Below are 22,551 nucleotides of genomic sequence, written 5' to 3'. Positions count from 1 at the left end.
CGGCCCGTGGACTACCCGCACGGCCAGACACCTGGCGCACCGATCCGTTCCGGCATCCCCGAGCACGGCCGCATCCCGAAGTACTACGCGGTCAAGGCCCATGTCTCCGGCCTCATCGACGAACTGGGGGAAGGAGGCATGCTGCCGCCGGAACGCGACCTCGCCGTGCGCTACGAGGTCTCCCGCGAGACCGTGCGCCAGGCCCTGCGCGAACTGCTCCTGGAAGGGCGGCTGGCCCGGCAGGGCCGGGGCACCGTCGTCGCCGGACCCAAGTTGGAGCAGCCGCTCTCGCTGGCCAGCTACACCGAGGGCGTCCGCCGCCAGGGCCGCACCCCCGGCCGCCGGCTCATCGGCCTGGACCGCTTCCCCTGCACCGAGGCGCTCGCCCCCGAGGTCGGGGCGGAGCCCGGGGAGCCGGTCTGGCACCTGGAGCGGGTGCTGCTCGCCGACGACGACCGGGTGGGGCTGGAGAGCACCTACGTCAGCGTCGCCCGGGTGCCGGACCTCGCGGAGACCTTCGACCCCGACTCCTCCTTCTACGCCCACCTCCGCGACCGGCTCGGCATCTCCTTCGGGGACGCCGACGAGAAGATCGAGACCGTGCTCGCCACCCCGCGCGAGGCCCTGCTCATCGGCACCCCGCCCGCCCTGCCCATGCTGCTCCTCCACCGGATCTCCCGGGACACGGGCGGCCGGCCGCTGGAGCGGGTGCGGACCCTGTTCCGCGGCGACCGCTTCTCCTTCACCGCCCGTCTCGGCGGAGGCGGCTGACCGGACAGGGCCGGACCGGACCGGGCCGCGCCTCGGAGCCGTACGAAAGCCTTGGCAGGTCACGAGAAGATAACGGGTCTAGTCCAAGCTTGGGGCCCAGTTCACCGTCCCGTTGCCGCTCCGATCCGTGCGGGTCATCCGTCCCCAGCAGCGTGGCCGGTGTGAGAGTCATCGTCGTAGGAGCCGGCGTGGTGGGAACCATGCACGCCTGGCACGCAGTCAGCCGCGGCCACGAGGTCGTACAGATCGAGCGCGAGAGCGAGGCGCGCGGGGCATCGCTCCGCAACTTCGGACAGATATGGGTCAGCGGCCGGGCGGGCGGCGAGGAACTGGACACCGCCCTGCGCGCCCGCGAGCTGTGGGAGGGGATCGGGACCCGCGTCCCGGGACTCGGCTTCCGGCCCTGCGGATCGCTCACCCCGGTCCGCACCGACCGGGAACTCGCCGTCGCCGAGGCGGCCGTCGCCCGGCCCGACGCGGCCGCCCGCGGCTACAAGCTGCTCACCCCCGCCGAGGCCCGCGCCCTGAACCCCGCCCTGCGCGGCGCGTTCACCGCCGCCCTGTGGTGCGAGCGCGACGCCGCCGTCGAACCGCGCACCGCCCAGCTCGCCCTCAAGGCGGACCTGCTGGCCTCCGGCCGCTACACCTACCTCGGCGGACGCGAGGTGCGCGAGGTCACCGGCCCCGCCGCCGTCCGCGACGACCACGGCGACACCCACCGCGGCGACGCCGTGATCCTCGCCACCGGCGCCTGGCTCGGCGGCCTCGTCCGCGAACTCGCCGGCCCCGGCCTGCCCGTGCGCCGCGTCCGCCTCCAGATGATGCAGACCGATCCGCTCGGCGAACCGCTCACCACCTCCGTCGCCGACGCCGACAGCTTCCGCTACTACCCCGCCTACCGGGGCCCGGCCCTCGACGCCCTCAACGCCGGCCAGGCCCAGACCCCCACCGCCGCCGCCCACCGGATGCAGCTCCTCATGGTCCAGCGCGCCGACGGCGGACTGACCATCGGCGACACCCACGCGTACGAGCACCCCTTCTCCTTCGACACCGTCGAGGAGCCCTACGAGCACCTCGCCGCGGTCGTCGAGTCCTTCCTCGGCCGCCCGCTGCCGAGGATCCGGCACCGCTGGGCCGGGGTCTACGCCCAGTGCACCGACACCGCCCGCGTCGTCCACCGCCAGCAGGTGAGCGACGGCGTCTGGCTGGTCACCGGGCCGGGCGGCCGGGGCATGACCTGCTCGCCCGCCATCGCCGAGACGACCGCCGACGAACTGGGCTGGTGACCACCGTGACCACCGAGACCGCTGCGACCCCCGCACCCACCGCCACCCCCGACAACACACCGGACCACCGCATGCTGAATCTCATCGTCCTCGACATGGCCGGCACCACCGTCGCCGACGGCGGTCTCGTCGAACAGGCCTTCGCCGCCGCCGCGGACCGCCTCGGCGTCGAGCCGGGCTCCGCCGGCCACGCGGCCATGCTCGACCACGTCCGCGCCACCATGGGCGAGTCCAAGATCACCGTCTTCCGCCATCTCTTCGGCGACGAGACCCTGGCCCAGCGGGCCAACGCCGCCTTCGAGGAGGCGTACGGCGCGCTCGTCGACGCGGGCGGGATCACCCCCGTCCCCGGCGCCCGCGAGGCCATCGGCCGGCTCACCGACGAGGGCCGCACCGTCGTCCTGACCACCGGTTTCGCCCGCACCACCCAGGACGCCATCCTCGACGCGCTCGGCTGGCGCGACCTCGTCCCGCTCACCCTCTGCCCCGCCGACGCGGGCGGCCGCGGCCGCCCCTACCCGGACATGGTCCTCGGCGCGCTGCTGCGCACCGGCGCCGTCGACGACGTCCGCCGCACCGTCGTCGCGGGCGACACCACGTACGACATGCTCAGCGGGGTGCGCGCCGGGGCCGGGATCGTCGCGGGCGTCCTCACCGGCGCCCACGACACGGACCGGCTCACCGCCGGCGGGGCCACCCACGTCCTCGGCTCCGTCGCCGAACTGCCCGACCTCGTCGCACGGGCCGAGGCATGACCGCCGGGGCCGAAGCCGTCCGCGGCGGCATCCGCTTCGACCGGGTCACCGTCGCCTACGGCGGCACCGTGGCCCTCGACGGGCTCGACCTCACCGTCGAACCCGGTGAGGTCATGGCCCTGCTCGGACCCTCCGGCTCCGGCAAGACGACCGCCCTGCGCGCCGTCGCCGGATTCGTCCGGCCGGCCGCCGGACGGGTCTTCCTCGGCGACCGCGACGTCACCGCCCTGCCGCCGCACAAGCGCGGCATCGGCATGGTCGTCCAGCAGTACGCCCTCTTCCCGCACATGCGCGTCCAGGAGAACGTCGCCTTCGGCCTGAAGGCACGGAAGACCCCCCGCGCGGAGATCCCCGGCCGCGTCGCCGAGGCACTGGCCCTCGTCGGCATGGGCGACTACGCCCGGCGCTACCCGCGCGAACTCTCCGGCGGCCAGCAGCAGCGCGTCGCCATCGCCCGCGCCCTCGCCGTCCGCCCCGGGGTCCTGCTGCTCGACGAACCGCTCTCCGCGCTCGACGCCCAGCTGCGCTCCGGCATGCTCGCGGAACTGGCCCGGCTCCACCGCGAACTGCCCGACGTCTCCATCCTGTACGTCACCCACGACCAGATCGAGGCACTGACCCTCGCGGACCGGATCGCCGTCATGGACCGGGCCGGGCTCCGCGACTGCGGCACCCCGCAGGAGCTGTACCGGCGCCCGCGCACCGAGTTCACCGCCTCCTTCGTCGGCAACGCCAACCTGCTGCCGGTGACCGTCTCCGAGGCCCCCGACACCGTCGACTTCGCCGGACACCCCCTCGCCGTCCCCACCGGTCAGGTGGCCGGCGGGGTCACCGCCACCCTCTGCGTCCGCCCGCACCTGATCGGCCTCGGGGACGGCCCCAACGCGCTGACCGGCACCCTCACCGAGGTCCAGTGGCGCGGCTCCACCCACCGGCTCCACCTCGACGTCGACGGCCACCGGATCACGGCGGACCTGCGCGAACTGCGCGAGACCCCCGCGCTCGGCGACCGCGCGACCGTGCACTTCGCCGCCGAGGACGCGGTGCTGCTGCCCGCCGGAGCGGGGGCCGGTCATGACTAGGACCGGAACGGCCCCGGCCCGCCGCCCGGAACCCGTCGCCCTCGTCACCGGACTCCCCGGCCGGGCGGCCACCACCCCGCGCCGGACCCGCCGGCCGGGCGCCGCCGCCTGGGCCGTGCCGCCCGTGGCCGTGCTCGCGCTCGTCTTCCTCTACCCGCTGTTCCTCGTCGTCCGGCAGTCCTTCGGCCCCGACGAGGGCGGCACCTCGCTCGCCCCGTACAACGAGGTCCTGGCCTCCGCCTCGTTCCGCTCGGCGCTCACCACCACGGTGTGGCTGGCGGCCGGCGCGACGGCGGGCTGCCTCGTCCTCGGCTTCGTCCTCGCCCTGGTCATCGCCTTCGTTCCGTTCCCCGGCGGCCGGGCCGTCGCCCGGTTCGTCGACGTCTTCCTCTCCTTCCCCTCCTTCCTCATCACGCTCGCCCTGCTGTTCGTCTACGGCAACACCGGGATGGCCAACGGCGCCTGGACCGGCGTCACCGGGGCGGCCGAGGGCCCCTTCCACTTCCTCACCACGCCCTGGGGCGTCCTCCTCGCCGAGATCACCTACTTCACCCCGTTCGTGATGCGCCCGCTGCTCGCAGCCTTCTCCCAACTGGACACCGCACAACTGGAGGTGGCGTCCTCGCTGGGTGCCGGGCCCGCCCGGATCATCCGCCGGGTGATCCTGCCCGAGGCCCTTCCCGCGCTCCTCGCGGGCGGCAGCCTCGTCCTCGTGATGTGCCTCAACGAGTTCGGCATCGTGCTGTTCACCGGGGCCAAGGGCGTGACCACCCTGCCGATGCTCGTCTACGGCAAGGCGATCCTCGAATCCGACTACCCGGGAGCCTGCGTCGTCGCCGTCGTCAACATCGTTCTCTCCGTGGGCCTCTACACCCTCTACCGGGCGGTGAGCCGACGTGCTGGTGCATAGCCGGGCCGGGACGTGGGCCGTGCGGGCCCTGTTCCTGCTGCTCTTCGTCCCCCTCTTCGCCCTGCCGCTGCTGGTGATCCTCGCCGCGTCCCTCGCCACCCACTGGTCCGGGGTGCTGCCCTCCGGCCCCACGCTCGGCCACTACGAGGCGGCCACCTCGGGCGCGTCCCTCCGGGCCCTCACCACCAGCCTGGTCACCGCCGCCGCCGCGAGCGTCACCGCGCTCGTCGTCGGCACCTGGGCGGCGCTCGCCGCCGCCTCGCTCGGCCGGCGCGGCAAGCGGTTCCTCGACGGGCTGTTCATGCTGCCGGTCGCCGTGCCGTCCGTCGTCGTGGGCCTGGCCGTCCTCGTCGCGTTCAGCAGGCCGCCGGTGCTGCTCAACGGGACGCGCTGGATCGTGATCCTCGCGCACACCGTCCTGGTCATGGCGTTCGCGTACACATCGGTCTCGGCGGCGAACGTACGGCTCGACCCGATGTACGCGCAGGCGGCGGCCAGTCTCGGCGCCCGTCCCGCGTACGTGCTGTGGCGGGTCAGGCTGCCGCTCCTGCTGCCGTCCCTCACGGCGGCGGCCGGGCTCTGCTTCGCCCTGTCCATGGGCGAACTCAGCGCCACGATGATGCTCTACCCGCCGGACTGGACCCCCCTCCCGGTGCAGATCTTCGCGGCCACCGACCGCGGCTCGCTCTTCACCGGGGCGGCCGTCGCGGTGGTCCTGATGGCGGCGACGCTCCTCGTGCTGTTCGCGGTCTCCCGCGTCCGCACCCGGGCCTCCTACCGCTGACCCCCCTCTTTCCCCCTCCGCAGATCCCCGTTCCCCCAGGAGACACGACTGCCATGCGCACCCACCACCTCCGGCCCCTCGCCGCCGTCACCGGCGCGCTCGCCCTCGCCACCACCCTCTCCGCCTGCGGCGGCTCCTCCGCCGCCTCCGACGAGAAGGTCGTCACCGTCTACAGCGCCGACGGCCTCAAGGGCGAGAACGGCGACGGCTGGTACGACAAGGTTTTCAAGGACTTCGAGAAGCAGACCGGCATCAAGGTCGAGTACGTGGAGGGCGGCTCCGGCGAGATGGTGCAGCGCGCCGTCCGCGAGAAGACCAACACCCAGGCCGATGTGCTGGTGACCCTCCCGCCGTTCATCCAGCAGGCCGACGCCAAGGGCCTGCTCCAGGCGTACGCCCCGGCCGGCTCCGACCGGGTCGCCGCCGCCGACAAGGCCGCCGACGGGAAGTGGACCTCCGTCGTGAACAACTACTTCGGCTTCGTCTACAACCGCAAGGAACTGACCACCCCGCCCGCCACCTGGGAGGAACTGCTCGACGGCCGGTACAAGGAGAAGATCCAGTACTCCACCCCGGGCGTCGCCGGCGACGGAACGGCCGTGCTCATCAAGGCCATGCACGACTTCGGCGGCCAGGAGCCGGCCATGGCGTACCTGAAGAAGCTCCAGGCCAACAACGTCGGCCCGTCCGCCTCCACCGGCAAGCTCGCCCCCAAGGTCGACAAGGGCGAACTCCTCGCCGCCAACGGCGACGTCCAGATGAACTACGCCCAGTCCAAGGACATGCCGAACCTCGGCATCTGGTTCCCCGCGAAGTCCGGCGGCCGGCCCACCACCTTCGCCCTGCCCTACGCCGCCGGGCTGGTGAACAAGGCCCCGCACACCGCCAACGGCAAGAAGCTCCTGGACTTCATGCTCGCCGAGCAGGCCCAGAAGGACGTCAGCGCCGTCGGCGGCGGATTCGCCGCCCGCGGAGACATCACGGCGAGCGACGCCAACGCGGCAGAACTCACGAAGCTGATGAGCGGCGTCGAGGTCTTCCAGCCCGACTGGGCCGACATCGGGACGAACCTCGACACCTACGTGGACGCCTGGAAGACGGCCACCGGCAGCTGACCCCGCGCCCGTACGGCCCGTACGGCCCATCCGGACCGACCGCCTAAGATCGGGGACGTCGGCGCTGCACAACGCGGTGCCGCCGGCGTCCCCGCATCGACGTACGGCGACTGGAGTCCCACATGGCAGAGCGCAAGCCGATCTCGTCCTGGCTCACCGACATGGACGGTGTCCTCATCCACGAGGGGACCCCGATCCCCGGTGCCGACGCCTTCATCAAGCGGTTGCGGGACTCGGGCCTGCCCTTCCTGGTCCTCACCAACAACTCGATCTACACCGCCCGGGACCTGCACGCACGGCTCAACCGCATGGGTCTCGACGTGCCCGTCGAGAACATCTGGACCTCCGCCCTGGCCACCGCCCAGTTCCTGGACGACCAGCGCCCCGGCGGCACCGCCTACGTCATCGGCGAGGCCGGACTCACCACCGCGCTGCACGACATCGGCTACGTCCTCACCGACCACGACCCCGACTACGTGGTCCTCGGCGAGACCCGGACGTACTCCTTCGAGGCGCTCACCAAGGCGATCCGGCTGATCAACGCCGGGGCCCGGTTCATCTGCACCAACCCCGACGAGACCGGCCCCTCCGCCGAGGGCCCGCTGCCCGCGACCGGCTCCGTCGCCGCCCTCATCACCAAGGCGACCGGCAAGGCCCCCTACTTCGCCGGCAAGCCCAACCCGCTGATGATGCGCACCGGGCTCAACGCGATCGGCGCCCACTCCGAGTCCAGCGCCATGATCGGCGACCGGATGGACACCGATGTGCTGGCCGGTCTGGAGGCGGGCATGCAGACCTTCCTGGTGCTCACCGGGCTCACCACGGTGGCGGACATCGACAAGTACCCGTTCCGCCCGTCCACCGTCGTCGACTCCATCGCCGATCTGGTCGGCCTCGTCGACGCCGGCTGACCCGGCCGGGGACGGGACCGCCCCGCACTCCACCGGCCCAGCGCCCCGGGCCTGCGGATGCGGAAAGCCGCGCCAGGCGTGAACCTTCGATGAGGAGGTTCACGATGCGTTCCATACCGCTCACGTTCTGTGCCGCCGCGGTGGCCGCGGCGACCCTGGTGCCCGCGTCCGCCGCACTGGCCGACTCCCCGGCCGGCCACGGCGACGGCCGGTCCCGGGCCACCCTCACGATCACCCCCGCCTCCGCCACCCCCGGCGCGGAGGTCGATCTGAGGGTCGAGGGCTGCAAGGGCATGGAGGCGAAGGGCAGCTCCGACGCCTTCGTCACCGAGGCGCGCTTCTCGCCCGCCGCCGACCGGGGCACGCTCTTCGCCGAGGCCCGCATCCGCTCGGACGCCGAACCGGGCGACTACGACGTCCGGGTCGTCTGCAAGGACTCCGCGCACACCGAGGTCAGCGGAGCGCTGACCGTCGTGCACCGGGGCAGGCCCATGCCCGTCGCCCCCGTACGGGCCGGCGGCGGAGGCACCGCCGTGCTCGCCGACAAGGCCGCCCAGCAGGACGGACCCGGAACCGCGCACGCGGTGACCGGCCTCGCCCTGGCCGCCGTCGCGGCCGTCGCCGTCGCCTTCCGCAGCGTCCGGCGCCGCCGCCCGGCCAGCGACTGACATGTCCGCCTCGGACCACTCGGCGGGGCACGGCAGGCTGCTCACCGGAGTCGCCTGGGCCGTGCTCCTGCTGGGCCTGTGGCTCTGGGGCCGCGGGATCACCGACGGGAGCGGCGCCACGTCCGCCCCGACCACCGGCGACGTCGCCGCGGTCGGGCGCCCGCTCGGCGTACCGCTGCCCCCGGCCCACGACCCGATCGACGGCGCCGCCCCCCGGAGCGTCGCCATCCCCTCGATCGGCATCCGGGCCCCCGTCGTCGCCCGCGGCCTGGACGCCGACGGCGCCATCGACCCGCCGTCCTTCGCCACGCCCCAGACGGTCGGCTGGTACGGCGACGGCACCGAACCGGGCGCCAAGGGCCCGGCGCTTTTCGTCGGCCACGTCGACACCGAGACCAAGCCGGCGGTCTTCTACGGGCTCAGCGCGGCCCGCCCCGGCGCCCGGATCGAGGTCACCCGGACCGACGGCACCGTCGCCGAGTTCACCATCGACGACGTCCAGGTCTTCACTCGTCAGCGCTTCGACGCCCAGAAGGCGTACGGCCCCCGGAAGGACGGCCGGGCGGAGCTGCGGCTGATCACCTGCGGCGGCACCTACGACCGCGAGGCCCAGGCGTACACCGCCAATGTCGTCGTCTCCGCCTATCTGACCGGCGAGAAGGCGGCGGAGAAGGCGCCGGAGCGGGCCCGCACCGAGGTGGCGGCCGCCACCGGCTGATCCGTACGCGGGAACGACGCCGCCCGGCCCAGCCGGCCGCCCGGGAACCCGGGGGCCGGCCGGGCCGGTCCTCGACCGCGGGGCGCGGGCCGCGGGAGTGACCCGGCCCGGACACGGGAGGCCGGCGGTGGCGGCCCGGACGGCGCCCTGCCGGCACCGTCCACTGTAGGCGCGCCGACTGCCCACGCCCAGACGGTTTCTGACGGAACGTCGATAACTGGTCACCCTGCGCACCCGGATACTCCGGACGGAGCGGGGTGAACCCGCCGTAACGGTTCGCCGGGGACGTCGTGAGCGTCCGGGCCGCCCCCGGCCCCTGTGCCAGGATGGACGCGATGCGACCGGGCACCGCCGTCGCGCACGAGGGGGAGTGGATGTACGGCAGTCACAACGGCCGGTTCGGCATGCGGGGGATGTGCGCGGCCGCCGCGGGCGCCGCGCTGCTGCTCGCGGGATGCTCGTCCGGCGACGGGGACTCCTCGAAGGACGGGAAGAACCCGGCGGCCATCGGCCAGCAGCCCAAGGAGAGCGACCCGTTCTGGGTCAACCCCGACGGGAACGCCGCCCGGCAGGTCGCCCGCTACACCGAGGACGGCGCGAAGGAGAACGCCGCGCTCGTCCGCCGCATCGCCGCGCAGCCGGTCGGCGAGTGGATCGGCCCGGACAGCCCGGAGGCCGAGGCCAAGGGCTACACGGAGGCCGCGGAGCAGGCCGGCCGGCGGGCGCTGCTGGTCCTCTACAACATCCCGCACCGCGACTGCGGCCAGTTCTCCAAGGGCGGCGCCGCCGACGGCGACGCGTACCGGGCCTGGGTGGAGGCCGTCGCCCGCGGTATCGGCGACCGCGGCGCCACCGTGGTCCTGGAGCCGGACGCCGTGCTGCACCTGGTCGACGGCTGCACCCCGCGGGAGTTCCACGAGGAGCGCTACGACCTGCTCAAGGGTGCGGTGCGGCGGCTGAAGCGCCAGTCCGGCACCACGGTCTACGTGGACGCGGGCAACGCCGGCTGGCACACCCCGGACGCGCTGTTCCAGCCGCTGCGGCAGGCCGGGATCGACCAGGCGGACGGCTTCGCGGTCAATGTGTCCAACTTCCAGACCACCGAGGTCAGCACCGAGTTCGGCAAGCAGCTCTCGGCCAAGGTCGGCGGCAAGCCGTTCGTCATCGACACCAGCCGCAACGGCAACGGCCCCTACACCGGCGGCGCCCCCGAGGAGAACTGGTGCAATCCGCCGGGCCGCGCCCTGGGCCGGACGCCGACGACCCGCACGGACGACCCGCTGGTGGACGCGTATCTGTGGATCAAGCGCCCGGGGGAGTCCGACGGCGACTGCAAGGGCGGACCGAAGGCCGGCGACTGGTGGCCGGAGTACGCGCTGGGGCTGGCCCGGGGCACGAAGGGCTGAGCAGGCCGTACGGCCACCGGAACGGACCGGTGGCCGTACGGACACGCCCTACGGGATCTCCACCCAGGTGGCCTCGGACGGGGTGCCCTTGTCGTCGGTGACGAAGAGCATGTACCAGCCGGAGGGCACCAGCGCGCGGTTCTTCGGCACGGTCACCGAGATCCCGCCGTCGGTCTTCTTCAGGTCCAGTGCCACCGAGCGCTGGTCGGTGTCGGTGACATGGGTGACCGCGCTCGGCCGCATCAGCTTCGCGGAGGTGATGGAGTCCGCCTGGTTGGTGGTGAACACCGCCGTGGCCCCGCGCTCGATCCGCTTGGGCCCGGCGGTCAGCTCGGGGCGCCCGTCGCGGTACAGGTACGGCGGGGTGTAGATCTCGATGCGCTGCTCGAAGACGCCCGGCCGGGTGTTGGCCTTGTCCGAGTAGAGCGAGTCCGATCCGAAGATCATGACCCGGCCGTCGGGCAGCAGCACCGAGCCGGAGTGGTAGTTGCGCCCCACCGCCGGGTCCGCGACCCGCTCGTACGTGTCCGTCTTCGCGTCGTAGAGCCGGGCCTGGAGGACGTCGGAGCCGCCGCGGCCCCGGTAGTCGTTGGAGCCGCCGGTGACCAGCAGGGAGTCGTCGGGGAGCAGGGACGCGCTCGGGTAGCGGGTGCCCTCGTCGAGGGAGGCGCCGTCCTTGAACTTCGGGTCGGCGTCCTTGAGGTCGACCAGCCGGGACTTCTCGCTGGACCTGTCGGACTCGCCGACTCCGCCCCCGCCGATCACCATGAACTTCTCGTCCTGCGCCGGAGGCAGCCGGACGGTCGCGGAGGTCTCCATCCTGTCCGGGTCGCTGAGGCCGGGGATCTTGGTGAACCGGTTGGTCGCCAGGTCCCAGACGCCCGGGTCGCGGCCGACGTCCGCGGGGCCGTAGCCCGCGTTCGAGCCGGAGTAGAAGAGCTTGCCGTCGTCGAGCAGGAAGACCGCGGGGTAGGTGGGGAACTTCCGGACGATGCCGGTGTACGTCCACTTCTTGGTCTCGGGGTCGTAGATCTCGTCCTTGCCGGGGACGATCTGCCCGATCTCGTCGAGTCCGGAGAGGGCGAGGACCTTGCCGTCCTCCAGCGTGGTGAGCGTCGGATACCAGCGGGCCTCGTTCATCGGGTCGACGGTGATGTACTTCTCCGCCACCGGATCGAATTCGAAGGCCTCCCGGATGCCCTGGAAGTCCTTCTTGTCCAGGGCCAGCTTCTGGGCTATCCCGTACACGTTGCGGGTGTCGGACCCGGAGAGGCCGGATATCCGGTAGTTGTCCTCGGTGCCGGTCTCGTACGCCGAGCCGGACTTCTCGGCCTCGACGTAGATCCGGCCGAGCCCGGGGTCGTTGCGCAGGAAGGCGCCGGTGTTCTTGTCGAAGACCTTGGTGGCCTTCTCGACCAGCACCGGGTCCTTGGTGACGAAGGACTTGCCGTTGTCCTTGCCCGTGAAGCGGGTGCCCGCGGGGAGCGTGACCGGCTTGTCGGGGTCCTCGTTGTGCACGATCATCAGGCCGCCGGCCTTGGTGACGTCGCCCTTCAGCTTCTCGTAGCGGCGGGTGCCGCCGGCGATGAGGAGCTTGCCGTCCGGCAACTGGGTGTGGCCGGCGCAGAACATGTCCTTGGGCGTCGGGATGTTCTTGAAGGTGTTGGCCTTCGGGTCCCACAGCACGGACCGGAAGCTCTTCGCGTCGAAGTTCTTCTGGTTGTTGCCGGAGCCGGCGACGAGCAGCACCTTGCCGGTGTGCAGCAGGGCGGCGTGGATGGTGTTGATCCGGAACTCGGAGGGGATGTCCAGGAAGTCCCAGTGCCCGTTGGCTTCCTTGTAGCTCGCCTGGTTGATCTTGTAATCGTGGTAGCGCTCGGTGCTGAAGCGGTACAGCCACGGCCCGTTCGCTCCCGCGAGCGCGAGAACCACCGCCGTACTGATCGCCATGCGGCGGGTACGGCGGCTCGGACGGTACTTCATCGTTTACGTCCCCCAAGGGCGATCTGCATGGTCTGTTCGTTGTCCGCCCACCGCGGCTCGTCCTGCGGGGCGGGGGCCGGCGGGCCGCTCGGCGGCGGAGGTCCGGCCCGGCGCCTCTTCTTCTCGGCGCGGATCGTGTACCGCCAGCCGAAGATCGGCGCGGCGGTGATCAGCAGGGCGAGCGCGGCCCAGGTGAGCATCGCCGGGTGGCTGTGGCCGAGGACCAGCGAGGCCACGATGGAGCCGGCGAAGACCGCGATGAAGAAGAGATGGATGCGGAAGGTGCCGAAGAGCGTGTCCGGGCTGGAGGAGTCGCCCTTGGGCGTCACCACGAAGGAGCTCTTGCGGCGCAGCACGGCGTCCATCAGGGAGCGCGCGTAGACCGGCGCGGAGAGCGCGGACATCATCATGCCCGCGAGACCGCCGGAGCCCTCGGGCTCGTGCGGCGAGACGTTGTGCCGGCGGTTCCAGACGTACAGCCCGATCTGGAGCGCCGAGGCGTTGCCGTACAGCATCATCCAGACGACCGGGTCGATCTGCACGCCCGAGGCGCCCATGCCCAGGAACAGCGCGCAACTGAGGGCCGCGAGGATCCAGTTCAGCGCGGACATCGGGTAGAAGATGATCATCATCGTGTAGTTGAAGAGCTTGCCCGCCGGCAGCGAGGCGAAGCCCTTCCAGTACTGCTTGAGGATCGTCTCGTACGTCCCGCGCGACCAGCGCAGCTGCTGGGTGAAGAAGTCCGTCCAGGCGGTCGGGCCCTCGCCCACGGCCAGCACGTCCGGGGTGTACACGGAGCGCCATTTGCGGCCGGTGTGCGGATTGCGGGCGCGGTGCATCTCGAAGCCGGTCGCCATGTCCTCGGTGATCGAGTCGTAGAGACCGCCGATCTGCTTGAGGGCCGAGATGCGCACCGCGTTGCTGGTGCCGACGAACATGGGGGCGCCGTAGCGGTTGCCGGCGCGCTGGATCAGCGCGTGGAAGAGGAACTGCTGCGATTCGGCGGCCTTGGTGACGAAGGTGTCGTAGTTGCCGTAGACCTGCGGACCGATGACGAAGCCGACGTCCGGGTCGCGGAAGTAGCCGAGCATCCGCTCCAGGTAGTTGGGCAGCGGTACGTGGTCGGTGTCGACGGAGGCGAAGAAGTCGTACGCGTCACCGTGGGCGTCGAGCCAGGCGTTGTAGTTGCCGTGCTTGGTCTTCGCCCGGTGCGGGCCCTTGGCCTGGTTCCAGTGCGCCACGCCCTTGCGGGAGAAGTGGTGGACGCCCAGGCGGGCGCAGACCTCCTTGACGGCGGGGTCGTCGCCCTCGTCGAGCAGCCAGACGTGCATGAGTCCGCGGTGGCGGATGCGCACCGCGGCCTCCAGGGTCTTCGTCACCATCTCCAGGGGCTCCTTGCCCGGGACGAAGGAGGTGAGGAAGGCCACCCGGGTGCCGTTCTCCGGCACGACCGGGACCGGGTCCCGCGCCACCAGCGTGGCGTGGGCGTTGGAGAGGACGTTCATCGTGCGGAACAGCTCGATCAGACCGATCGAGACGAGCATCACGACGTCCAGGACGAGCAGGGTGTCGTTCTTCAGGTTCGGATCGCGCTGGGTCCAGTGCTCGGGCTGCATCAGCCAGACGAAGAGGCCGAGCGAGACCAGCGGTGCGGCGCCCAGCAGCAGGGCCGCGCGTATCCGGTGGGGTTCCTGGGACAGGAGCGAGCGGTACTTCACCCGGTACGGAGTCGTGGGGTCGGGCTGGGTCAGTGGCCCGGCGAGCCGGCTGTAGTGCTCGTAGTCGTAGCGGGGCAGCGGCTTTCTCTGGCGCCGTCTCTGGCCCCCGTTCCGCAGCTGTGAGGGTATCCGGAGCTGCGTGGTCCGGGTCGGATCGTGGTCCTGCCGGGCGCCTGGCGGCGTCGACGTCATGGGTCATCCCCCTGCACGCAGGCGGGGCTGCGTGGTCGGTTCGGTCGTTGCGTCCGTCGCGTGTCCCCCCTGGAACGCGTCGGACGGCTCAGTTCAGTGGCGGGTCACCCTTCCTGGGACATGGAATGACGCCCGTCCGGTTGCATGATGCCGGTGCGGCGCGCTTGACGGACGAGGCCCCCGCCCCACCCCGCGCACAACCGGAACCTCCCCCTCATATGCCCCCAACTAGATGGGCCCCCGGTGTGATTGGCACCGGCGGCCCTCAGACAGGTTGGCCGACACCGCCCTCGATCGCAAGGGTGAAAGAGAACGGTAACCGCTCGTATGCACGATTTGGGTCCCCCTTGTCGGGGACTATCGCCGGGGTGTAAGACGAGCATATGGTGTCACTGGGTAATTGAACGATGACCGTCCGTCAACTGCGAGCGGGGTGCGCGCGGAAAACGAACAAGGCCCCCTCACGTGAAGTGAAGGGGCCTTGACGCTGCGTGCGCCGCCAGGGACTCGAACCCCGGACCCGCTGATTAAGAGTCAGCTGCTCTAACCAACTGAGCTAGCGGCGCCTGCTGACCTGGAGAACTCTACCCGATCTCCAGGAGTGCTCCCGACCATTTCCCCATCGCCACGGCCTGTCGGATGGTCGTTTTTTCACTTCTGTCCGTCAAAATGCGTTATGTCAGGAGAGTTGAGACACTGACGCCCGTGCAGATGCGCCCAAAGATCTTGACGAGTGCGGAGGGAATCGCATGACTGTGCCGGCCTTCGAGGAGTACGTACCCGCCGTCGACTGCACCTGCCCGGGGTGCGCCGCCCGTCGGCGCACCGCCGCGGCGGGGCTGCCGACCCGCTACGGAGGACATCCGGCCGCGCACGGCGCGCGCCGTGCGATGGTGCTGGTCACCACCGCCGGAGTGGTGCTCGGCGCGGGCCTGGCGGAGACCGCCGCCGCGGCGGCCGCCCCGGTCCCGGTGACCGACCCGCTCCCGGGGATGGACCGGGCCCCGCTTCCGGACACCGATCCGGTCCCGTTCGCGGACACCGGGGCGGCCCCGGGGCCGGACCCGGCGGTGGCGGCCGGGCCGGAGGTCCTGGGCGATCCGGAGACCCTGGCCGATCCGGCGGACGACGCGCTCGACGCGGTGCCGGAGAGCCCGCAGGGCGTGCCGGGCCCGGTGCGCGGCACGGGCGCCTCGGGCCCGCCGTCCACCACGACCGGCACCCCCGCCCTGCGCCCGGCCACCCGGGCCGAGATCATCGACCGGGCGAAGAAGTGGATCACCGCCCAGGTCCCGTACAGCATGTCCGCGTACTGGTCGGACGGCTACCGCCAGGACTGCTCCGGCTATGTCTCGATGGCCTGGAACCTCCCGGGCAACGAGTGGACCGGCAGTCTCGCCGCGTACGGCACCCGCATCTCCCGCGAGGAGCTGCAGCCCGGGGACATCCTGCTCTTCCACAATCCGGCCGACCCGGCGAAGGGCTCCCACGTCACGATCTTCGGTGGCTGGACCGACTCCGCGCACACCCACTACACGGCGTACGAGCAGACCAAGCCGCGCGCCCGCAAGCAGACGACGCCCATGGCGTACTGGTCCCACTCGTCCAGCTACGTCGCCTACCGCTACAAGGGCCTGACGACCGGCACGAGCGGCAGCGGTTCGGCCGCGACCTCGTTCCCGGGCGCGGGGGCCTTCGGCACCGGCGAGCGCAACGCCCACGTCACCGAGCTGGGCCGGATGCTCGTCGCGCGCGGCGGCAAGCGCTTCTACAAGGTCGGCCCCGGTCCCGCCTGGGGCAGCGCCGACCGGCAGGCGACCCAGGCCTTCCAGCGGGCCCAGGGCTGGAGCGGCAAGGAGGCCGACGGCATCCCCGGCCCCGACACCTGGCGGCTGCTGGTGAACGGGACCGGCCGCGACATCCCCGCGGCCGGCACCACCACCGGGCGCGGCGGCACGGCCGGGGCCCCGGCCTTCCCCGGAAGGGGTTCTTTCCGGCCGGGTCAGTCCAACAGCCATGTCGAGCGGCTCGGCCGGCAGTTGGTGAAGAAGGGATACGGCAAGTACTACCGGTCCGGTCCCGGGCCCCGGTGGACCGAGGCGGACCGGCGCAATGTCGAGGCCTTCCAGAAGGCCCAGGGCTGGCGCGGCGCCCAGGCCGACGGCTATCCGGGGCCCGAGACCTGGCGGCGACTCTTCGCGTGACGCGACGCAGATGAAGGAGACGGGAATGCGATTCACCGTGTCGGACGGCTCCGGGACCCCGGAGGACCGGGAGGGCCCGGACCGTACGGAGCCGGAGTACGGCGAGGAGAGGTACGGGACGGTCCCGGTGCGGGAGTGGGTGGGCCCCGGCGGCGCGGGCAGCGTCACGGACGCCTGGGCCGCCGCCGCGGACGCCGCCCTTCGGGGGGACGACCGCCCGGCGCCCTCCACGACCACCCCGGACACCGCCCGCGCCCCCGCCCCGGACCCGGCCCCCGAGACGGACGGCGGCCCGGACCCGGGGGCGGAACCGTTTGCGGGACCGGACATGGGACCGTACGCGGGTTCACCCGGGGACCTGCGCCGGGAGCCGCGTACGGAACGGGCCGCGGGTCTGTTCGGGGAGGCGCGTACGGAACCGGCCGCGGACGTGCGCACGGACCCGGGCCCCGACTCCGTCGTCGATCTCGTGCTCGACCTGGTGCCTGGGGAGAGCGCGCGGGAGGGGGCCGGGTTCGGGGCGACCTCGGCCTCGGTGTCCGTTCCGGCCTCGGGGGGCGGTGGGCCGGCCGGCGGTGCGCGGGACCTGGTGCCGGGGCCCGCCGCCGAGGCCGTGCCCGCTGCCGCGCGTCCCGGACCGCACGCCGCCGAGACCGCGCACGCTGCCGAGGCCGTGTCCGTTGGTGCCGCGCGTTCCGGAGCGTCCGTCGTCGAGACCGCGCCCGCCGTCGACACGGTGTCCGCTGCCGACACCGCGTCCGTTCCCGTCCGGGAGGCGGAGGACGGGGCCGGGGTGCTCGTTCTCGCCGGTGCTGCCGGTCCGGTGCCCGCGGAGGCGGGTGCGGGCGAGGCGCGGGGCGCCGCCCTGGAGCACCGGGGCGATGCGCGGACCGACACCGGACGGCATCAGGCGGTCATCGCGGGGGAGCGGACCGCCGCCATCCCCGTGCACCTGCTCTTCCGCGACGAGCCCGGGGCCCCGGCGGGCGCGGCGGCGCTGCCCGTCGCCGTCCTCGGGGCGGTCCCCGACGGGGAGCGGCCGGCCGGGGTCCGGCGGCCCCCGGTGCCGAGGACCCCGCAGGTGCGGCCCTCGACCCGGCCCGCGCCGGTCGCCGACCCCCGGCTCCTCGAACGGCCCGGACCGGCGCTGCCCGGCTGGGCCGCGCTGCTCACCGGCCTGGTGGGAACGGCCGCGGCCGGGGCGGTCCTGTGGTGGACCGGAGCCCTGCCGGCCCGGCTGCTCGCCCTGGCCGGGGTGGGGCCGCGCCCGTACGACGGACTGGGCGGCGGATCCTGGGCGGCGCTCGCGGTGCTCGGCTTCATCGTGCTCTTCGCTCTCGGCGGGCTGAGCCGGGGCCGGGTCGGCTCGGCCTGGGTGCTCACGCTCTTCGGCCAGTACCGGGGGACCGTGCGGCGGACCGGGCTGATGTGGATCAGCCCGCTGCTGCTGCGCCGCCGGGTGGACGTCCGGCTGCGGCACTGGCGCAGCGAGCCGCTTCCCGCGGTCGACGCCAACGGAACGGCGCTGCGCGTCGTCGTCCTCGTCGTGTGGCGGGTCAAGGACACCGCGCGGGCGGTGCTCGGCATCGAGGACCACGAGGAGTATCTGCGCGAGCAGGTCGAGTCGGCCATGGCCCGGGTGCTGTCCCAGCTTCCGGCCGACGCCTTCCACGAGGACGCGCACACCCTGCGCAACGCCGAGGCGGTCGGGGACGCGCTGACGCTGATGCTCAAGGCGGACTGCGAACCGGTCGGCATCGAGGTGTACTCGGCCCAGCCGACCGGGATCGAGTACGCCCCCGAGATCGCGGCGGCCATGCAGCGGCGCCGGATCGCGGCGATCGACGCCCAGCACCGCGACAGCGTGCTGACCTCGGTGGTGGACGCGGTGGACGACACCGTGAACCGGCTGACCGCCCGGGGCCTCGTGGAGCTCGACGACTACGAACGCAAGTCCCTGGTCAAGGACTTGACGGTGGCGTTCTACACCGGACGCGGGGGAGGCGACAGCGCCTGAAGGGATCGTTCCGTATCCCCGGAGGAAACCGGAAGCCCACCCTCATTGGTCTGGACATGTTCATGTCCCGTCCCTAGGGTGGGCTCTGGTCTAGACCGCACGACCGCATGATCGCACCACCGCGCGCGCAGCCTGCTCATGGAACTTCCCCCACATGTCCGAGGAGCGACAGCAATGCGTAAGAAGGCAAGTGTGGCCCTGGTCGGCCTGGCGGTGGCCGGGGCCTCGATGTTCGCCACCGGCAGCGCCAACAGCCACGGCTACACCGACAACCCGATCAGCCGTCAGAAGCTCTGTGCCAACGGCACCGTGACCGGCTGCGGCAACATCCAGTGGGAGCCCCAGAGCGTCGAGGGCCCCAAGGGCTTCCCGGCCGCGGGCCCGGCCGACGGCTCCATCTGCTCCGCCGGACACGGCGAGTTCGCCCAGCTCGACGACCCGCGCGGCGGCAACTGGCCCGCCACCAAGGTCACCGCCGGCCAGGGCTTCAGCTTCCGCTGGCAGTTCACCGCCCGGCACGCCACGTCGGACTTCCGGTACTACATCACCAAGGACGGCTGGGACCCGACCAAGAAGCTGACCCGGGCCGATCTGGAGCCGCAGCCCTTCATGACGGTGCCGTACGGCGGCAAGCAGCCCCCGGCGACCCTGACCCAGCAGGGCACGATCCCCACCCAGAAGACCGGGAAGCACATCATCCTGAGCGTCTGGAACGTCGCGGACACGGCCAACGCGTTCTACGCGTGCTCGGATGTTCAGTTCTGACGCTTGGTCAGTTACCGTGCGGCGCCATGGGGAGCGCAGGCACCGTCGCGGAGCTCGTACAGCGCCAATGGGGCGACCACCGGCCCGGTCTGAGATATGAGGACCTCGTCCTCACCCAGCACCAGGTCGCCTCGGGCGCTGCCGCACGGGCCGCGCTCCTGGCGGATCTGCTGCCTCCGGGCGGCGAACCGCACCTCGGGGTGCTGCTCGACAACACCCCCGAATTTCCGCTGTGGCTGAGCGCGGCGGCCCTGGCCGGGGCCGCCGTCGCCGGCATCAACCCCACCCGGCGCGGCGCCGAACTCGCCCGCGACATCACGCACACCGACTGCCGGGTGCTGATCACCGAGCGCGCCCATCTGCCGCTGCTCGACGGGCTGCCGCTGCCCGGCGTACGGGTGCTGGTCACCGACACCGAGGCGTACGCCGGACTGCTCGCCCCGTACGCGGGCGCACGTCCCGGCGACACCGTCCTGCGGACCCCCGCACCGGACACCCGGATGCTCCTCTACTTCACCTCCGGCTCCACCGGCGCGCCCAAGGCCGCCCTCTGCACCCAGGGCCGGCTGGCCGCGGCCGGGCAGTCGCTCGTCGACCACTTCGGGGTCCGCCGCGAGGACGTCCACTACCTCTGCATGCCGATGTTCCACGGCAACGCCGTCATCGCCGACTGGGCGCCCGCCCTGACCGCCGGGGCCGCCGTCGCCCTGCGCCGCCGCTTCTCCGCCTCCGGCTTCCTCCCGGACGTCCGCGCGCACGGCGCCACCTACTTCACCTACGTCGGCCGCGCCGTGCAGTATCTGCTGGCCACCCCCGAGCGCCCCGACGACCGCGACCACACGCTGCGCCTCGGCTTCGGCACGGAGGCGGGCGCGGTGGACGCGGCCCGTTTCCGGGAGCGGTTCGGGGTGCGGCTGGTCGAGGGGTACGGCTCCTCCGAGGGCGGGGCGGCGATCCAGCGGACCCCGGACACCCCGCCGGGGGCGATCGGCCGGGCCGCCGACCGCGACGACCTCGCGGTGGTCGACCCCGAGACGGGCCGCGAGCGGGTCGCCGCGGTCCTCGACGCCGAGGGCCGGCTGCTCAACGGGGACGCCGCCATCGGCGAACTCGTCAACCGGGGCCGCACGCCCTTCGAGGGCTACTGGCGCAATCCGGAGGCGGACGCGGCCCGGGTGCGCGGCGGCTGGTACTGGACCGGGGACCTCTTCTTCCGCGACGCGGACGGCTTCCTCTACTTCGCCGGCCGCACCGAGGACCGGCTGCGCGTCGACAGCGAGAACCTGGCCGCCGCGATGATCGAGAACATCCTGGCCCGCTGGGCGGACGCGGCCGCCGTGGCCGTCTACGCCGTGCCCGACCCGGTCGCGGGGGACCAGGTGATGGCGGCGCTGGCGCTGCGCGAGGGCGCGGAGTTCGACCCCGGGGCCTTCGCCGCCTTCCTGCGCGCCCAGCCCGACCTCGGGACGAAGATGGCGCCCCGCTTCGTGCGCGTCGTGGACGCGATGCCGGTCACCGCGACGAACAAGGTGCACCGGGTGGGGCTGCGCCGCGAGGGCTTCTGGTCCGGCGGCCGGCTGTGGTGGAACGGCGACGGCCCGTACCGGCCGTTCGGCGAGGAGGACCTCGCCGGGCTGGTACGGGCGTACGAGGAGCACGGCCGCCACCGTCTGCTGGCGTCACACGGCGGAGGGCTGTGAGACGGCGGCGGGCAGGGCGGCACCGGGCTGCGCGGCATCGGACTGCGCGGCATCGGACTGCGCGGCACCGGGCTGCGGTGCGGCGGCCCGCCGCAGCCGGGTCGCCGCGAGCACCGCGCCGAGCAGCAGGAGCAGCCCGCCGGCCACCGCCGCGTACTGCATGCTGTGCACGAAGGCCTCCCGGCCGATCGCGATCAGCGAACCGTCACCCGTGGACAGCGCGCCCGGCAGGGTCTTGCGGGCCGCCTCGGGCGCCGAGGACGGCATGTCCGCGGTGTAGACGGCGGTGGCGACCGCGCCCAGCAGCGCCATGCCCATCGCCCCGCCGAACTCCTGCCCGGTCTCCAGCAGCGAGGCCGCCGAACCGGCCTTCTCCTCCGGGCTGGTCGACATGGCCAGATCCGAGACCAGCGCCATCACGGTGACGATCCCGCAGCTCATCACGGCGGCGGCGATCAGCAGCACGGCGAGCGAGTCGGTGCCCGCCAGGGCGAGGATCCCGAAGCCGGCGGCCGCGATGACGAAGCCCGCGCAGATCACCCGGGCCCGGTCGGTCCGCTGGGCGATCGCGGTGGCGGCCGGGGCGGCGGCTCCCACCGCGAGTGACGGGGCCAGCGACCACAGCGCGGCCTCCAGCGTGCTCATGCCCAGGACCGACTGGAGGTACTGGGTGGTGAAGAAGGACGAGCCCATCATGGCGAAGGCGGCCAGCGCGTTGAGCCCGATGCCGGTGGAGAAGTTGCGGTCGCGGAACAGCTCGCGGCTGATCATCGCGTCCGAGCGGGCCCGCTGACGGCGGACGAAGACCCAGCCGACGAGCAGCCCCGCGGCCACGATCAGCAGATTGCGCGCTTCGATCCCGTCGGCGGCGGTCTCCTTGATCCCGTAGACCACCGGCAGCACGGCCCCCATCGACAGCGGCACGCTCAGGAAGTCGAACCGCCCCGGCGCCGGGTCCTTGAACTCCGGCACCAGCACCGGCGCCAGGACCAGCAGCAGCACCATCGCCGGCACGTTGATCAGGAAGACCGACCCCCACCAGAAGTGCTCCAGCATCACCCCGCTGAGCACCGATCCGAGCGCGACCCCGCCCGCCATCGCCCCCGACCAGATCCCGATCGCCTGCCCCCGCTGCCGCTCGTCACGGAACATGTTCCGCACCAGCCCCATCGTCGACGGCATCAGCGTCGCCCCACCGATCCCGAGCAGCGCCCGCGCCGCGATCAGCATCTCCGGGCTGCTCGCGTACGCCGCCCCCACCGACGCGGTGCTGAACGCCGCCGCCCCGATCATCAGCAGCTTCCGCCGCCCGATCCGGTCCCCCAGCGACCCCATCGTGATCAGCAGCCCCGCCAGCGCGAACGCGTACACATCGAAGATCCAGAGCTGCTGGGTGGCGCTCGGCGCGAGGTCCCGGTCGATCGACGGGACCGCGAAGAAGAGGACGGAGACGTCCATCGAGACGAGCAGGAGGGGGAGGAGCAGAACCACGAACGCGGTCCACTCCCGACGGCCGGCGCGGACGCCCTGGCTGGCGGTGGTGCTCGAAGGCTTCGTCATGACAGG

The 22,551-nt window shown here is 72.6% G+C and carries 18 protein-coding genes and 1 tRNA gene; 15 read left to right on the top strand and 4 right to left on the bottom strand.

What is annotated here, in order from left to right:
* The first annotated feature begins 6 nt into the window (after nucleotides 1-6).
* From ACZ4FH_RS09035 to ACZ4FH_RS08985, 11 genes are all read left to right on the top strand, one after another.
* Nucleotides 7-771 (top strand): GntR family transcriptional regulator, encoded by a 765-nt coding sequence (locus ACZ4FH_RS09035; RefSeq protein WP_467303400.1) that lies wholly within the window; start codon nucleotides 7-9, stop codon nucleotides 769-771.
* 161 nt (nucleotides 772-932) lie between these two features.
* The gene (locus tag ACZ4FH_RS09030; RefSeq protein WP_467303399.1) at nucleotides 933-2,057 is read left to right on the top strand and encodes a TIGR03364 family FAD-dependent oxidoreductase; all 1,125 of its coding nucleotides are present in this window, start codon (nucleotides 933-935) and stop codon (nucleotides 2,055-2,057) included.
* A 71-nt stretch (nucleotides 2,058-2,128) separates the two neighbouring features.
* Nucleotides 2,129-2,812 carry a phosphonatase-like hydrolase gene (locus tag ACZ4FH_RS09025; protein ID WP_467303554.1) on the top strand — a complete coding sequence of 228 codons (684 nt, stop codon included), beginning with the start codon at nucleotides 2,129-2,131 and terminating at the stop codon, nucleotides 2,810-2,812.
* Nucleotides 2,809-3,894: an ABC transporter ATP-binding protein gene (locus ACZ4FH_RS09020; protein WP_467303397.1), complete on the top strand. Its 1,086-nt coding sequence runs from the start codon at nucleotides 2,809-2,811 to the stop codon at nucleotides 3,892-3,894. The genes ACZ4FH_RS09025 and ACZ4FH_RS09020 overlap by 4 nt, the downstream gene beginning before the upstream one ends.
* Nucleotides 3,887-4,804 (top strand): 2-aminoethylphosphonate ABC transporter permease subunit, encoded by a 918-nt coding sequence (locus tag ACZ4FH_RS09015; RefSeq protein WP_467303396.1) that lies wholly within the window; start codon nucleotides 3,887-3,889, stop codon nucleotides 4,802-4,804. The genes ACZ4FH_RS09020 and ACZ4FH_RS09015 overlap by 8 nt, the downstream gene beginning before the upstream one ends.
* The gene (locus ACZ4FH_RS09010; protein WP_467303393.1) at nucleotides 4,791-5,588 is read left to right on the top strand and encodes an ABC transporter permease; all 798 of its coding nucleotides are present in this window, start codon (nucleotides 4,791-4,793) and stop codon (nucleotides 5,586-5,588) included. Before ACZ4FH_RS09015 ends, ACZ4FH_RS09010 begins: the two co-directional genes overlap by 14 nt.
* Before the next feature lie 53 nt (nucleotides 5,589-5,641).
* Nucleotides 5,642-6,703 (top strand): 2-aminoethylphosphonate ABC transporter substrate-binding protein, encoded by a 1,062-nt coding sequence (locus tag ACZ4FH_RS09005; RefSeq protein ID WP_467303392.1) that lies wholly within the window; start codon nucleotides 5,642-5,644, stop codon nucleotides 6,701-6,703.
* A 122-nt stretch (nucleotides 6,704-6,825) separates the two neighbouring features.
* Nucleotides 6,826-7,614 (top strand): HAD-IIA family hydrolase, encoded by a 789-nt coding sequence (locus ACZ4FH_RS09000; RefSeq protein WP_383640593.1) that lies wholly within the window; start codon nucleotides 6,826-6,828, stop codon nucleotides 7,612-7,614.
* A gap of 104 nt (nucleotides 7,615-7,718) precedes the next feature.
* Nucleotides 7,719-8,282 carry a hypothetical protein gene (locus tag ACZ4FH_RS08995; protein ID WP_467303391.1) on the top strand — a complete coding sequence of 188 codons (564 nt, stop codon included), beginning with the start codon at nucleotides 7,719-7,721 and terminating at the stop codon, nucleotides 8,280-8,282.
* A 1-nt stretch (nucleotide 8,283) separates the two neighbouring features.
* A complete protein-coding gene (locus tag ACZ4FH_RS08990; RefSeq protein WP_467303390.1) occupies nucleotides 8,284-9,000 on the top strand; it encodes a class F sortase in 717 nt (238 codons plus the stop codon).
* Between the two features lie 374 nt (nucleotides 9,001-9,374).
* Entirely contained in the window at nucleotides 9,375-10,406 is a 1,032-nt protein-coding gene (locus ACZ4FH_RS08985; protein WP_467303552.1) for a glycoside hydrolase family 6 protein, read from the top strand.
* Nucleotides 10,407-10,454: 48 nt separating this feature from the next.
* Here the strand turns inward: ACZ4FH_RS08985 and glxA are convergent, their stop codons facing one another.
* The 3 genes from glxA to ACZ4FH_RS08970 form a co-directional block, all read right to left on the bottom strand.
* On the bottom strand, nucleotides 10,455-12,389 hold the full coding sequence (gene glxA / locus ACZ4FH_RS08980; protein WP_467303389.1) for a radical copper oxidase GlxA: 1,935 nt from the start codon (nucleotides 12,387-12,389) through the stop codon (nucleotides 10,455-10,457).
* Entirely contained in the window at nucleotides 12,386-14,299 is a 1,914-nt protein-coding gene (locus ACZ4FH_RS08975) for a glycosyltransferase family 2 protein (RefSeq protein WP_467303388.1), read from the bottom strand. Before ACZ4FH_RS08975 ends, glxA begins: the two co-directional genes overlap by 4 nt.
* Before the next feature lie 492 nt (nucleotides 14,300-14,791).
* Nucleotides 14,792-14,865, bottom strand: a tRNA-Lys gene (locus ACZ4FH_RS08970).
* Nucleotides 14,866-15,048: 183 nt separating this feature from the next.
* Between ACZ4FH_RS08970 and ACZ4FH_RS08965 the strand changes: the two genes are divergently transcribed.
* The 4 genes from ACZ4FH_RS08965 (at nucleotide 15,049) to ACZ4FH_RS08950 (ending at nucleotide 20,985) form a co-directional block, all read left to right on the top strand.
* Entirely contained in the window at nucleotides 15,049-16,503 is a 1,455-nt protein-coding gene (locus ACZ4FH_RS08965) for a peptidoglycan-binding protein (protein ID WP_467303387.1), read from the top strand.
* Nucleotides 16,504-16,528: 25 nt separating this feature from the next.
* Entirely contained in the window at nucleotides 16,529-18,520 is a 1,992-nt protein-coding gene (locus ACZ4FH_RS08960; RefSeq protein ID WP_467303386.1) for an SPFH domain-containing protein, read from the top strand.
* Between the two features lie 174 nt (nucleotides 18,521-18,694).
* Complete coding sequence (locus ACZ4FH_RS08955; RefSeq protein ID WP_467303385.1) at nucleotides 18,695-19,285, top strand: lytic polysaccharide monooxygenase auxiliary activity family 9 protein; 591 nt, start codon at nucleotides 18,695-18,697, stop codon at nucleotides 19,283-19,285.
* Between the two features lie 26 nt (nucleotides 19,286-19,311).
* Nucleotides 19,312-20,985 (top strand): AMP-binding protein, encoded by a 1,674-nt coding sequence (locus ACZ4FH_RS08950; RefSeq protein WP_467303383.1) that lies wholly within the window; start codon nucleotides 19,312-19,314, stop codon nucleotides 20,983-20,985.
* Here the strand turns inward: ACZ4FH_RS08950 and ACZ4FH_RS08945 are convergent.
* Nucleotides 20,965-22,545, bottom strand: coding sequence for an MFS transporter (locus tag ACZ4FH_RS08945; RefSeq protein ID WP_467303382.1), 1,581 nt, complete (start codon nucleotides 22,543-22,545; stop codon nucleotides 20,965-20,967). The two genes, ACZ4FH_RS08950 and ACZ4FH_RS08945, sit on opposite strands and share 21 nt — an antisense overlap.
* Nucleotides 22,546-22,551 lie beyond the last annotated feature (6 nt).

The sequence above is a fragment of the Streptomyces sp. NPDC024555 genome (assembly GCF_055559335.1).
This window is presented reverse-complemented; position numbering and strand designations above follow the sequence as displayed.

Excerpts from the sequence above, each read along its gene's own strand:
- ACZ4FH_RS08960 (WP_467303386.1), top strand. The coding sequence starts at position 16,529 with ATGCGATTCACCGTGTCGGACGGCTCCGGGACCCCGGAGGACCGGGAG.
- ACZ4FH_RS08975 (WP_467303388.1), bottom strand. The coding sequence starts at position 14,299 with ATGACGTCGACGCCGCCAGGCGCCCGGCAGGACCACGATCCGACCCGG.
- ACZ4FH_RS08955 (WP_467303385.1), top strand. The coding sequence starts at position 18,695 with ATGCGTAAGAAGGCAAGTGTGGCCCTGGTCGGCCTGGCGGTGGCCGGG.
- glxA (WP_467303389.1), bottom strand. The coding sequence starts at position 12,389 with ATGAAGTACCGTCCGAGCCGCCGTACCCGCCGCATGGCGATCAGTACG.
- ACZ4FH_RS08945 (WP_467303382.1), bottom strand. The coding sequence starts at position 22,545 with ATGACGAAGCCTTCGAGCACCACCGCCAGCCAGGGCGTCCGCGCCGGC.
- ACZ4FH_RS09000 (WP_383640593.1), top strand. The coding sequence starts at position 6,826 with ATGGCAGAGCGCAAGCCGATCTCGTCCTGGCTCACCGACATGGACGGT.
- ACZ4FH_RS08965 (WP_467303387.1), top strand. The coding sequence starts at position 15,049 with ATGACTGTGCCGGCCTTCGAGGAGTACGTACCCGCCGTCGACTGCACC.
- ACZ4FH_RS09005 (WP_467303392.1), top strand. The coding sequence starts at position 5,642 with ATGCGCACCCACCACCTCCGGCCCCTCGCCGCCGTCACCGGCGCGCTC.
- ACZ4FH_RS08985 (WP_467303552.1), top strand. The coding sequence starts at position 9,375 with ATGTACGGCAGTCACAACGGCCGGTTCGGCATGCGGGGGATGTGCGCG.
- ACZ4FH_RS09020 (WP_467303397.1), top strand. The coding sequence starts at position 2,809 with ATGACCGCCGGGGCCGAAGCCGTCCGCGGCGGCATCCGCTTCGACCGG.
- ACZ4FH_RS09025 (WP_467303554.1), top strand. The coding sequence starts at position 2,129 with ATGCTGAATCTCATCGTCCTCGACATGGCCGGCACCACCGTCGCCGAC.
- ACZ4FH_RS09015 (WP_467303396.1), top strand. The coding sequence starts at position 3,887 with ATGACTAGGACCGGAACGGCCCCGGCCCGCCGCCCGGAACCCGTCGCC.
- ACZ4FH_RS08995 (WP_467303391.1), top strand. The coding sequence starts at position 7,719 with ATGCGTTCCATACCGCTCACGTTCTGTGCCGCCGCGGTGGCCGCGGCG.
- ACZ4FH_RS08950 (WP_467303383.1), top strand. The coding sequence starts at position 19,312 with ATGGGGAGCGCAGGCACCGTCGCGGAGCTCGTACAGCGCCAATGGGGC.
- ACZ4FH_RS08990 (WP_467303390.1), top strand. The coding sequence starts at position 8,284 with ATGTCCGCCTCGGACCACTCGGCGGGGCACGGCAGGCTGCTCACCGGA.